At 70.4% G+C, this 11,922-nt stretch carries 13 protein-coding genes; 8 read left to right on the forward strand and 5 right to left on the reverse strand.

Annotated features, from left to right (window positions below; all coding sequences use genetic code 11):
• Positions 1 to 2,241, forward strand: a 2,241-nt coding sequence (locus tag CON77_RS12095) for a TonB-dependent receptor (protein WP_198552361.1), incomplete at its 5' end; no start/stop codon positions are given.
• Here the strand turns inward: CON77_RS12095 and CON77_RS12100 are convergent.
• Complete coding sequence (locus tag CON77_RS12100) at positions 2,225 to 2,830, reverse strand: ABC transporter ATP-binding protein (protein WP_101049492.1); 606 nt, start codon at positions 2,828 to 2,830, stop codon at positions 2,225 to 2,227. The two genes, CON77_RS12095 and CON77_RS12100, sit on opposite strands and share 17 nt — an antisense overlap.
• An 11-nt stretch (positions 2,831 to 2,841) precedes the next feature.
• The gene (trxA, locus tag CON77_RS12105; RefSeq protein ID WP_101049494.1) at positions 2,842 to 3,816 is read right to left on the reverse strand and encodes a thioredoxin; all 975 of its coding nucleotides are present in this window, start codon (positions 3,814 to 3,816) and stop codon (positions 2,842 to 2,844) included.
• 97 nt (positions 3,817 to 3,913) lie between these two features.
• Here trxA and purE point away from each other — a divergent pair, with 97 nt between their 5' ends.
• From purE to CON77_RS12125, 4 genes are all read left to right on the forward strand, one after another.
• Positions 3,914 to 4,417: a 5-(carboxyamino)imidazole ribonucleotide mutase gene (purE, locus tag CON77_RS12110; RefSeq protein ID WP_101049496.1), complete on the forward strand. Its 504-nt coding sequence runs from the start codon at positions 3,914 to 3,916 to the stop codon at positions 4,415 to 4,417.
• Positions 4,414 to 5,628 carry a 5-(carboxyamino)imidazole ribonucleotide synthase gene (locus CON77_RS12115; RefSeq protein WP_101049498.1) on the forward strand — a complete coding sequence of 405 codons (1,215 nt, stop codon included), beginning with the start codon at positions 4,414 to 4,416 and terminating at the stop codon, positions 5,626 to 5,628. The genes purE and CON77_RS12115 overlap by 4 nt, the downstream gene beginning before the upstream one ends.
• A gap of 20 nt (positions 5,629 to 5,648) precedes the next feature.
• On the forward strand, positions 5,649 to 6,806 hold the full coding sequence (locus CON77_RS15715) for a Sua5/YciO/YrdC/YwlC family protein (RefSeq protein ID WP_198552363.1): 1,158 nt from the start codon (positions 5,649 to 5,651) through the stop codon (positions 6,804 to 6,806).
• A 90-nt stretch (positions 6,807 to 6,896) separates the two neighbouring features.
• Positions 6,897 to 8,444, forward strand: a complete 1,548-nt coding sequence (locus tag CON77_RS12125) for a GGDEF domain-containing protein (protein WP_101049500.1) — start codon at positions 6,897 to 6,899, stop codon at positions 8,442 to 8,444.
• Positions 8,445 to 8,481: 37 nt separating this feature from the next.
• On the opposite strand, the gene CON77_RS12130 is transcribed toward CON77_RS12125, so the two are convergent.
• The gene (locus CON77_RS12130; RefSeq protein WP_101049502.1) at positions 8,482 to 9,120 is read right to left on the reverse strand and encodes a CoA transferase subunit B; all 639 of its coding nucleotides are present in this window, start codon (positions 9,118 to 9,120) and stop codon (positions 8,482 to 8,484) included.
• 11 nt (positions 9,121 to 9,131) lie between these two features.
• Complete coding sequence (locus tag CON77_RS12135) at positions 9,132 to 9,833, reverse strand: CoA transferase subunit A (RefSeq protein WP_101049504.1); 702 nt, start codon at positions 9,831 to 9,833, stop codon at positions 9,132 to 9,134.
• A gap of 120 nt (positions 9,834 to 9,953) precedes the next feature.
• Between CON77_RS12135 and CON77_RS12140 the strand changes: the two genes are divergently transcribed.
• Together CON77_RS12140 and CON77_RS12145 are read left to right on the forward strand one after the other, a co-directional pair.
• Positions 9,954 to 10,526, forward strand: a complete 573-nt coding sequence (locus CON77_RS12140; RefSeq protein WP_101049506.1) for a PAS and helix-turn-helix domain-containing protein — start codon at positions 9,954 to 9,956, stop codon at positions 10,524 to 10,526.
• Positions 10,527 to 10,545: 19 nt separating this feature from the next.
• The gene (locus tag CON77_RS12145) at positions 10,546 to 11,190 is read left to right on the forward strand and encodes a coiled-coil domain-containing protein (protein ID WP_198552362.1); all 645 of its coding nucleotides are present in this window, start codon (positions 10,546 to 10,548) and stop codon (positions 11,188 to 11,190) included.
• 17 nt (positions 11,191 to 11,207) lie between these two features.
• On the opposite strand, the gene CON77_RS12150 is transcribed toward CON77_RS12145, so the two are convergent.
• Positions 11,208 to 11,603, reverse strand: coding sequence for a carboxymuconolactone decarboxylase family protein (locus CON77_RS12150; RefSeq protein ID WP_101049508.1), 396 nt, complete (start codon positions 11,601 to 11,603; stop codon positions 11,208 to 11,210).
• Between the two features lie 100 nt (positions 11,604 to 11,703).
• Here CON77_RS12150 and CON77_RS12155 point away from each other — a divergent pair.
• On the forward strand, positions 11,704 to 11,922 hold a 219-nt coding region (locus CON77_RS12155), incomplete at its 3' end, for a Y-family DNA polymerase (RefSeq protein WP_500778839.1).

Here is an 11,922-nt window from a genome sequence, read left to right on the forward strand (position 1 = left end):
CTGGCGCTGGCCGCCGCCCTGGCTTGCGCCCTGCCCGCCTGGGCCCAGCACCCCAGTCCCGACGACACCCTGAGCGAAGTCGAAGTGCGGGAACGCACCGCCCCGGGTGCGGCCACCGTGCTCGACGGCGCGGCCCTGCAAGGCCAGCGCGCCGCCAGCGACGACACCGCACGCCTGCTGGCCGACATCCCCGGCGTGTCGCTGTACGGCGCGGGCGGGCTCTCCAGCCTGCCGGCCCTGCGCGGCCTGGCCGACGACCGGGTGCGCATCCTCATCGACGGGGTGGACACCATCGCCTCCTGCCCGAACCATATGAACTCGCCGCTGTCGTCCCTGGACCCGAGCCAGGTGGCGCGCGTGGCGGTGTACGCCGGCATCGCCCCGGTCAGCGCCGGGGGCGACGCGATCGCCGGCAGCGTGGTGGTGGAGTCGGCCCCGCCGCAATTCGCCAGCGCCGAATCCGGCCCGCTGGTGCAGGGCGAGGCCGGGGCCACCTGGCGCAGCCACGGCGGCCGCTCGGCCCACCTGTCGGCCAGCTACGCCACCGAATCGCTGCACCTGAGCGTGGGCACGGCACAGGCTGAGTCCGACAACGTCCGGGCCGGCGGCGCGTTCAAGACCGGCACCGCCACCGGGCGCGCCGGCCATGCGCTGGCGCTGGACGAGATCGGCTCCACCGCCTACGACACCCGCAACCACCACCTGAAGCTGACCTACCAGGGCAGCGGCCACCTGCTGGAGGCCCAGGTGCAGGTGCAGGACATGCCCTTGCAGCTCTACCCCAACCAGCGCATGGACCTGCTGGACAACCAGATGGCCCGCTTCAGCCTGCGCTACCAGGGCCAGACCACCTGGGGCCAGGTGCAGGCCCAGCTGTACCGCGAAACGGTGGACCACTTCATGGACTTTGGTGCCGACAAACGCTACTGGTACGGTGCCGCCTCCATGCAGCCCGGCAGCAGCGACGGCCAGCCCTGCGCCCCGGCCGGCAGCGCGACCTGCGCCGCCGGCATGCCCATGCGCACCGCCAGCCAGACCACCGGCGCGCGCCTGCAGGCCGAGGTCGAGCGCGGCCCGGACCAGCGCCTGCGCCTGGGCGCGGAACTGCAGCGCTACCGCCTGAACGACCTGTGGCCGGCCTCCGGCGGGGGCATGTCGCCCGGCACGTTTGAAAACATCGACCAGGGCCGGCGCGACCGCCTGGGCCTGTTTGCCGAATGGGAAGCGCGCCTGGCGCCGCAATGGCAACTGCTGCTGGGCCTGCGCGCCGACCACGTGCGCCTGGACGCCGGCACGGTGCAGGGCTACAACCCCGCCGGGGGCGGCAACCAGGGGCGCGATGCCGCCGCCTTCAACGCCCTGGACCGGCAGCGCAGCCACACCCACTGGGACTGGAGCGCCCAGGCCCGCCACCAGGCCAGCCCGACGCTGGACCTGGCGTTCGGCCTGGCGCGCCAAACCCGCTCGCCCAGCCTGTACCAGGCCTACCCCTGGTCCACCTGGCCGATGGCGGCGTTGATGAACAACTTCGTCGGCGACGGCAATGGCTACATCGGCAACCCCGACTTGACCCCCGAAACCGCGCACACACTGAGCACCACCTTCGACTGGCACACGGCCGACCGGCGGCACGGGCTGCAGGTGACCCCGTACCTGACGCAGGTGAGCGGCTACATCGACGCCGTGCAATGGAACAGCGCCAGCAACAGTGCCCGCACCACGCCGCTGGTGGGCCAGTTCACCACCCTGCGCTACGCCAACCAATCGGCGCGGCTGCAAGGCGTGGACGTGGCCGGGCACACCGACCTGGGGCGCAACGCCTGGGGCCGCTGGCAGCTGAAAGGCCGCTTGAGCCACACCCGGGGCAGCAACCGCAGCACCGGTGACGGGCTGTACCAGATCATGCCCCTGAACGCCCAGTTGGCCCTGACGCACCAAGTGGGCGGCTGGACCGGCACGGCCGAATGGGTGCTGGTGGCGGCCAAAGACCGGGTGTCCCGCGTGCGCAACGAGGTGCGCACCCCCGGCTACGGCCTGCTGCACCTGCGCGGCAGCTACCGCTGGCCGCGGGTGCGGCTGGACTTTGGGGTGGAAAACCTGTTCGACCGGCTCTACGCCTTGCCGCAAGGCGGCGCCTACCTGGGGCAGGGCAGCACCATGATGGCGTCCGGCACCCCTTGGGGCGTGGCCGTGCCGGGGGCGGGCCGCACCTTCTACGCGGGGGTCAACCTGTCGTTCTGAGGGGCAGGGTGTCCAGGTCCAGCACCGCGGCCAGCGCCACCCCGCGCGGGGGCAGGTAATCGGCCACCACGCAGGCGCGGTCCGGGCGGTCGGCCAGCCGCGCCAGCCACTGGCACACCACCCGTTCGGACGGCAGGTCCAGCCCGGCGAAGGGCTGGTCCAGCAGCACCAGGCGGGCCCCGCTGGCCAGGGCCGCGGCCAGGCCCACCTTGCGGCGCGAGCCGGTGGAGAGCATGTACATCGGCTTGTCCAGGTGCGGCAGCAGGTCGAGCGCGGCCAGCCCGTCGCCCCAGGGCTTTCGGGCGGGGAAGGGCGCGGTCCAGCGCTCCAGCAAGGCGCGCGCGGGCACCGGGTCCAGCGCCGGGTCGAAGGCGTCCACCCAGAACACCTGGTCCGCCGGGGGCGCCTCCACCCGGCCGGCCTGGGGCCGCAACACACCAGCCAGCAAGCGCAGCAGGGTGGACTTGCCCGTGCCTTCGTCGCCGCAGACCAGGGTGATGCCGGCGGGCACCTCGGCCGACCAGCCCTGGAACAGGGTGCGCTCGCCCAGGCGCAGGGTCAGGGCATCGACGCGGGCCAGGGCCGACATGAACGAACGCCTCAGTTCAAGGCCATGCTGAGCTTGCGGCGGTAGCGCGAGACCAGCTCGGCCTGCGGGTCTTCCTGCACCGCGGCCTTGCCCGCCAGTTCGATGCCCCCGGCGCTCTTGCCGGCGCTGGCCGGGTCGGCCTTGGGTTTGGGCGGGGTCAACAGCTCCAGCAGGGCCACATAGGTCTTGCGCGGCGCCTCTTCGGCCCAGGCCTTGTCGCGCATGACAATCTCCAGCAGCTCTTCCATCGCCGCCTCCCAGTCGCCCTGGGCGATGAGCACGCGGCTCTTGGCAAAGCGGGTGTCGAAGTCGCGCTTGTTCTGGCCGATGAGCTCGTCGAACTGTTCCAGGGCCCACTGGCCGCGCGCGTCGTTGGCGACAAATTCCAGGGCGTTGAGCCACTGCGCCAGCGCCTCGAAGCGCAGTTGCACCGGGATCTGGCCCAGGCCGGGCGCCAGGGCGGCGGCGGCTTCGTCGAGCTGGCCGTGGCCGATGAGGTGCTTGACGTAGTCGAAGCGCAGGTCGTTGTCGCCGGGGTTCTGCGCCAGGGCGTTGGCCAGCTGCTCCAGGGGCGAGAGGGCGTGCTGGCCGTCGGCGCCGGGCGCCTCGTGCCCGGCATCTGGCTGGTCCGCGGCGGCGTCGGGCCAGCCGGCCTCGTCTTCGGGCGGCAGGTGCTTGTCGAGGAAGGCCTTGACCTGGCCTTCGGGCAGAGCGCCCATGAAGCCGTCCACCGGCTGGCCACCCACCATCAGCACGCAGGTGGGGATGCTGCGGATGCCGAAGGCGCCAGCCAATTGCTGCTCTTCGTCGGAGTTGATCTTGACCAGCTTGAAGCGCCCGCCATAGGCGGCTTCGACCTTTTCCAGCACCGGGCCCAGGGATTTGCAGGGCCCGCACCAGGGCGCCCAGAAGTCCACCAGCACGGGCACGGTCTGGGAAGCCTCGATGACTTCGGTTTCGAAATTGGCGAGGGTCACGTCGATCATGGCGGGGCGGTATCCGGTTCGGGTTGGGGGCTCAGGACGCAAGCGCTTGGCTCCAGTTGGGGGCAAAACGTAAAATCCCAACTTTCATGGAGCGGTGATGAGCGCAGACATCCAGGTCGGCGTGGTGATGGGGTCCAGCAGCGACTGGGACACCATGCAGCACGCGGTGCAGATTTTCCAACAGTTTGGCGTGGCGCACGAAGCCCGGGTGGTTTCGGCCCACCGCATGCCGGACGACATGTTCGCCTACGCGGAAAGCGCGGGCCCGCGCGGGCTGCGCGCCATCGTGGCGGGGGCCGGCGGCGCGGCGCATTTGCCGGGCATGCTGGCGTCCAAGACCACGGTGCCGGTGCTGGGCGTGCCGGTGCAGACCAAGGCGCTGTCGGGCGTGGATTCGCTGCACAGCATCGTGCAGATGCCCAAGGGCGTGCCGGTGGCGACCTTCGCCATCGGGCCGGCGGGCGCGGCCAACGCGGCGCTGTTCGCGGTGGCCATGCTGGCCAGCGACCACCCGGAGCTGCTGCAAAAACTGGAAGCCTTCCGCGCCGCGCAGACCGCGGCCGCCCGCGCCATGGTGGTGCCACCGCAGGAGGCGCCATGAGCCGCAAACCCGTGTTGCCCGGCCAGGTGATGCCCAGCGGCCAGCTGGCCACCCTGGGCGTGATGGGCGGCGGCCAGCTGGGCCGCATGTTCGTGCAGGCGGCCCAGGAGATGGGCTACTTCACCGCCGTGCTGGACGCCGACCCGGCCAGCCCCGCCGGCCTGGTGAGCCACTACCACATCGAAACCGGCTACGAGGACGAGCAGGGCCTGGCGCAGCTGATGCAGCGCTGCGAGGCCATCACCACCGAATTCGAGAACGTGCCCGCCCCGGCGCTGATGACGCTGGGCGCGCACCGCCCGGTGGCGCCCAGCGCCAATGCGGTGGCCGTGGCGCAAGACCGCATCGCGGAAAAGGCGCACTTCGTGGCCTGCGCCCAGGCCGGTGGTGTGGGCCCCGCGCCCTACGCCGCCGTCGAAACCGAGGCGCTGCTGCAGGCGGTGCCGGACAACCTGCTGCCGGGCATCCTGAAAACCGCGCGCCTGGGCTACGACGGCAAGGGCCAGGCCCGGGTGCGCGACCGCGCCGAACTGGCCGCCGCCTGGGACCAAATGGGCCGCGTGCCCTGCGTGCTGGAGAAACTGCTGCCGCTGAAGGCCGAGCTGTCGGTCATCGTGGCGCGCGGCGCCGACGGCCAGGTGGTGCACTTTCCGCCGCAGCGCAACCTGCACCGCGACGGCATCCTGGCGGTGACCGAGGTGTTTGAAGGCAACCTGCCCGCCGAACTGGTGCAGCAGGCCGTGGCCGCCACCACCGCCATTGCCCACCAGCTGCTGTACGTGGGCGTGCTGTGCGTGGAGTATTTCGTCATCGACGACGGCAGCGCCCACGGCGCGCTGGTGGTCAACGAGATGGCGCCGCGCCCGCACAACAGCGGCCACTACACCCTCAACGCCTGCGACGTGTCGCAGTTTGAGCTGCAGGTGCGCGCCATGGCCGGCCTGCCGCTGGTGCCGCCGCGCCTGCACAGCCCGGCGGTGATGCTGAACCTGCTGGGCGACCTGTGGTTCGACGCGCAAGGCACCGCCCGCACCCCCGACTGGGCCGCCGTGCTGGCGCTGCCCGGCACCCACCTGCACCTGTACGGCAAGCTGAGCGCGCGCGCCGGCCGCAAGATGGGCCACCTCAACGTGACCGGTGCCACGGTGGAGCAGGCCCAGGCCACTGCGCGCAGAGCGGCCGAAATCCTCGGCATCGCCCCGTGGCACTGACGCTGGACGCCCGCGCCTGGCTGGCCCCCGCGGCCAGCGGCGACGCGCTCGCCCAGGCGCAGGCGGCCACGGCCGAAGCGGCGCGCCGCCTGCGTGCCGGCCAGCTGGTGGGCCTGCCCACCGAAACCGTGTACGGGCTGGCGGCCGACGCCGACCAAGCCGAGGCGGTGGCGCGGATCTTCGCGGCCAAGAGCCGGCCGAGCGACCACCCGCTCATCGTCCATGTGGCGGGCGCCGACCCGGCGCAGTGGCGCGCAGCGGTGGACCATTACGCCCGCGACCTGCCCGACTTTGCCGAGCGGTTGATGGCGGCCTTCTGGCCCGGGCCGCTGACGCTGATCCTGCCGCGCCGCCCGGGTGTGGGCCAGGCCGCGGCGGGCGGGCAGGATTCGATCGGGCTGCGCTGCCCCGGCCACCCGGTGGCACAGGCGCTGCTGCAGGCCTGCCAGGCCGCAGGCGTGCTGGGCCTGGCCGCGCCCAGCGCCAACCGCTTCGGGCGCGTCAGCCCCACCACCGCCGGCCACGTGCAGGACGAATTCCAGGGCTTGCTGGACGACGACGCGCTGCTGGTGCTGGACAAGCCCGCCGGCCTGCTCTCGGTGCCCGGGCGCGGGCCCGAGCACGCCGACTGCCTGAGCGCCCGCGTGCAGGCCCTGTACCCCGACGCGCTGGTGGTGCACCGGCTGGACATGGCCACCTCCGGCCTGGTGGTGATGGCGCGCGGCCTTGAAGCCCAGCGCCGCCTGAGCCGCGCCTTCGCCGAGCGCCGGGTGCACAAGCGCTACATCGCGGTGGTGGCGGGCCAGCCCGACCCGGCCGGGGCCGACGCCGACGGCTGGTGCGACATCCAACTGCCGCTGATCGTCGATTGGCCGAACCGCCCCAAAAGCAAGGTGGACTTCGCGCTGGGCAAACCCAGCCACACCCGCTGGCGCGTGGCACCGGGCACGGCGTCCGGCCCCACCACCCGGCTGGAACTGGAGCCCGTCACCGGCCGCTCGCACCAGTTGCGGGTGCACCTGCAGGCCCTGGGCCACCCCATGCTGGGCGACGAACTCTACGCACCCGACCCGGTGCTCGCGGCCAGCCCGCGCCTGCTGCTGCACGCCACCCGCGTCACCCTGCCCCACCCGCTCACCGCGGCCGCACAGACCTTCAACAGCCCCGCCCCCTTTTGAACACATAACCCGCAAAATTGGCCATTAAATCAAAATTGATTTAATATTGTGCGCAATATGATTTAACCAATCGATACATTCCAACAACCCATGATGGGCATCCGCCTCAAGCTGTTGGCCAGCCTCATGGCCTTGGTGTTGCTGCCGCTGATCGGCACGCAAACCTGGCTGTCTTGGCGCCTGAACAGCAGCTACACCGACATCGAAACCGACACGCTGGGGCATGAAATGCGCCGCCTGCTGGTGGCGGTGGATGCCCAGTTGCAGCAACAGGAAACCCTGGTCAACGACTGGGCCAACTGGACCGAGTTCGCCGACTACGCCAGCAGCGGCCAGGGGCCGTTCGCGCAGAACAACCTGGGCCAGGAAGCGATCGCCGCGGCCGGATTCGACTGGTTGGCGGTGCTGGACAAACAAGGCCGACTGCTGCACCGGGTGAGCCACACCGACACCCGCCCCGAGCAGGTGCTGCGCAGCCCCTGGGGCGTGGTGCTGCGCCGTGCCCCCGACCTGGGAGAGCGCAGCTGCGGCTTGGCCCGGCAGCGCGACCGCTGGGTGCTGCTGTGCCGCCAGGGCATCCGCAACAGCGCGGGCCTGGGCGACCCCCGGGGCCTGCTGCTGGTGGGCCAGACCCTGCCCAAGGACTTTGAAGCGCAGTTGCAGCGCCTGACCGGACTCAATTTCTCGCTGCACGCGGTGCCGCCGCCGGACGTGCCCCAGGCGCGCACCGGTGCGCACCTGCGCTCCGAACTGGGTGCGGCCGAGTACCGCTACCGCGTCGACCCGGAGCATCTCCAGGCCTGGTGGCCGGTGAACGACCGGATCGGCACCCCGGTCGGTCACCTGCGGCTCGACTTCCCACGCACCGTTTCCATCCAGGCGCGCAGCGACCTGGGCACCGTGCAGTGGCAACTGCTGGGGTTTTTCATCCTGATCACCGGTGGCTTGCTCGTGCTGATCGACCGCCTGGTGGTGCGCCGCCTGCTGCGCTTCAGCCACGAGCTGCGCGCCATCCACCAGCGCGAACGCTGGCACGACCAGATCACGGTGGACGGGCGGGACGAAATCACCCAACTCGCCCAGGACACCAACAACCTGCTCGGGCTGATCCACTTCCAGCTGGAAAACCTGGAGCTGATGGCCGAGTCGGACGCGCTGACCGGCCTGCCCAACCGCCGCAGCTTCGACGGCGCGCTGCAGCGCGCCCTGGCCACCCACAAACGCCACGGCCGGCCTTTGTGTCTGGTGCTGGTGGACGTGGACCACTTCAAGGCCTACAACGACCGCCACGGCCACGCCCAGGGGGATACGGCACTGAAAGCGGTGGCGCAATCCCTGCTGGCCCAGGCACAGCGCCCGGGCGACCTGCCCGCGCGCATCGGCGGCGAAGAATTTGCCGTGATCCTGGAGGACACCCCCGCGCAGGGGGCCGAACGCTGGATGGAGCGGGTGCAGGCGCGGCTGCAGGCGCTGGCCATCGCGCACGGCGACAGCCCCGCCAGCCCGTGGCTCACATTCAGCGCCGGGCTGGTGAGCGCCCGGGCCGACGAAAACGTGGACAGCCTGTTCCAGCGGGCCGACGCGGCCCTGTACCAGGCCAAGGCCCAGGGGCGCAACCAGACGGTCTACGCCCCCTGAAAACCAGGGGGCTCACCGTCCCCCATTGGTGCCGCGCTCAGAGCAGCGGCACGCCGGTCTTGCTCTGGATCTCCTCGCGCGTCACGCCGTCGGCCAGTTCCACCAGCTTCAGGCCTTCGGGCGTCACGTCCATCACGCCCAGGTCGGTGATGATGCGGTCCACCACGCCCTGGCCGGTCAGCGGCAGGGTGCATTCGGGGAGAATCTTCAGGTCGGTGGTCCCGTCCTTCTTCTTGGCCACGTGCTCCATCAGCACGATCACGCGCTTGACGCCCGCCACCAAGTCCATGGCGCCGCCCATGCCCTTGACCATCTTGCCCGGAATCATCCAGTTGGCCAGGTCGCCCTTGCCCGTGACTTGCATGGCGCCCAGGATGGACAGGTTGATCTTGCCGCCACGGATCATGGCGAAGGACTGGTCGGAGCCGAAGATGGACGAGCCCTTGAGCGTCGTCACCGTCTGCTTGCCGGCGTTGATCAGGTCGGCGTCCACTTCGTCTTCATACGGGAAGGGGCCGATGCCCAGCATGCCGTTTTCGCTCTGCAGCCAGACCTCGATGTGGTCGGGCACGTGGTTGGCCACCAGCGTCGGGATGCCGATGCCCAGGTTGACGTAAAAGCCGTCTTGCAGTTCCTGCGCCGCGCGCGCGGCCATTTGGTCTTGGGTCCAAGCCATGTTCGTGCTCCTTATTTGCGGTCGCGGGTGGTGCGCTTTTCGATGCGCTTCTCGGGCGTGGGGTTGACCACGATGCGGTGCACGTAAATGCCGGGCAGGTGCACGTCGTCGGGGGCGATCTCGCCGGTGGCCACGATGCGTTCCACTTCCACGATGCAGACCTTGCCCGCCGTGGCGGCTGCCGGGTTGAAGTTGCGCGCCGTCAGGTTGAAGCGCAGGTTGCCCGAGCGGTCGGCCACGTCGGCCTTGATCAGCGCCACGTCGGGGAACAGGGCGTGCTCCATCACATAGGTTTCGCCGTTGAACTCGCGCAGTTCCTTGCCTTCGGCCACCAGCGTGCCCACACCGGTCTTGGTGAAGAAGGCGGGAATGCCGGCGCCGCCGGCGCGCAGCTTCTCGGCCAGCGTGCCCTGCGGGGTGAATTCCAATTCCAGTTCGCCCGCCAGGTACTGGCGCTCGAACTCCTTGTTCTCGCCCACGTAGCTGGAGATCATTTTCTTGATCTGCCGGGTTTCCAGCAGCTTGCCCAGGCCGAAGCCATCGACACCGGCGTTGTTGGAGATGGCGGTCAGGTTCTTCGCGCCGCTGTCGCGCAGCGCGTCGATCAGGGCCTCGGGAATGCCGCACAGGCCGAAGCCGCCCACGGCGATCAGTTGCCCGTCGGCCACCACGCCCTGGAGGGCTTCGGCCGCGCTGGGGTACACCTTGTTCATGCTCGCACGCTCCTGTCCAAAAGTGAAGGAAAACCGTACGATACTACGTAATCGCATACGTAGTTTTGCCTACAGTCCAACCCTTAACCGCGCCCTCCGAAGCCGCCCACACCGGCCCCCATGCCGCCCGATCCCGCGCCCGCCGCCGACTACCGCCTCGCCTTCGACCTGGCGCCGGTGGGGCTGGTGCTGTCGCGCCACCGCACCATGGTGGACTGCAACCAGGCGGTGTGCGACATGTTCGGCGCCAGCCGCGACCAGCTGGTGGGCCAGAGCTTCCTCATCCTCTACCCCAGCGCCGACGAGTTCGAGCGCATCGGCGAACGCATCACCCCCATCCTCAACGCCAAGGGCCACTACTCCGACGAGCGGGTGATGAAACGCGTCGGCGGCCGCTTCCAGGGGCAGACCTTTTGGTGCCACGTCACCGGCCGCGCGCTGGACCGCACCGACCCGCACGCCGCCGGCATCTGGAGTTTCGAGGACCTGTCGTCGCGCCGCACCGTGAAGGCCGAGCTCACCGCGCGCGAACGCGAGGTGGCCGCACTGGTGATGAAGGGCCTGACCGCCAAGGAAACGGCCAAGGCGCTGGGCATCAGCCCGCGCACCGTGGAAATCTACCGCGCCCGCCTGATGCGCAAGTACCAGGCCAGCAGTTCCGTCGATCTGGTGCAGCGCCTGCTGACCGGCTGACCCCACCGAGGCCCACCGCATGACCCCCTCCATCGAAGAGTTGCTGGCGCGCATCAAAACCCTGCAAGAGCAGATGGAGCAGGAGTACGCCGCGCTGCGTGCCCAGTTCGAGCAGCAGCGCCAGGCCCTGGCCGACCGCTTTGTGGAACTGCAGCGCCAGCAGCGGGTGGGCCTGTGGCGCTACCTGCGCGGCAGCCGCCTCACCGTGCTGCTCACCGCACCGGTCATCTACGCCGGCTGGCCGGTGTTTGCGGTGCTCGACGCGTTCGTCTCGCTGTACCAGGCGGTGTGCTTTCCCATCTACCGCATCCCCCGGGTGCGCCGGGCCGACCACCTGGTCTTCGACCGCACCGACCTGCCCTACCTGAACGCGGTCGAGAAGTTCAACTGTTTTTACTGTTCTTACGGCAACGGCGTGGTGTCGTATGCGCGCGAAATCGCGGCCCGCACCGAGCAGTACTGGTGTCCCATCAAGCACGCGCGGCGCTGGCACGGGGCGCACGAGCGATACCCGCATTTTTTCGAACACGGCGACGCCGAAGCCTTCCGCCAGGGGCTGGAGCGGCTGCGGCGGCAGTATGAAGACGGCGACCCGATCAGCCCCCAGCACGGCGGGGGCACCGGGACCGCGCCGCCACCGGCCCCGCCACCCAGCCGCCCTTGAGCGGCGGCCTCAGGGACTCAGGCCTTGGGGCCGTCCACCACCTCGGCGGCGGAACGGAAGGCCTCCACCGCCGTGGGCAGGCCGCAGTAGATGCTGGCGTGCAGCAGCACCTCCTGAATCTCCTCGGGTGTGGCGCCGTTGTTCAGCGCTCCGCGCACATGGCCCTTCAGCTCGTTCTGCTTGCCCATCGCGGTCAGCATGGCCACGGTGATCAGGCTGCGGGTTTTCAAATCCAGCCCCGGGCGCTGCCACACGTCGCCCCAGCCGTTGCGGGTCACGTACTCCTGGATGGGGGCGGTGAACGGCGTCAGGCCGGTGAAAGCGCGGGCGACGAAGTCCTCGCCCATCACGCGCTTGCGGGTGGCGAGGCCGGCGTCGAAATCTTTGCTGGGGGTGGGGTGCGATGGGTTCATGGGTGCGTTCCTTGCAAAACCACAGCATAGCGGAGCCCTGGCCCGGCTCCGCCCGCGGGCGCAGACGCGGCCCGCGCAATGCACCGCTGCGCGCGGCGCTATGCTCGCCAGGGTGACCGACGCCCCCCGCCCGCCCCGGCGCATCGCCCACCTGGACATGGACGCTTTCTATGCCTCGGTGGAACTGCTGCGCTACCCCCAGCTCACCGGCCTGCCGCTGGTGATCGGCGGGGGCCGGCGCGCGGCCGATGCGGCGCTGGAACGCGCCTACCCGGGTCTGGCCCCGGCCGAGCTGCCCGTGGCGGCCCTCCCCCCCCCT

The sequence above is a fragment of the Macromonas nakdongensis genome (assembly GCF_002837145.1).
GTDB lineage: Bacteria > Pseudomonadota > Gammaproteobacteria > Burkholderiales > Burkholderiaceae_C > Macromonas_B > Macromonas_B nakdongensis.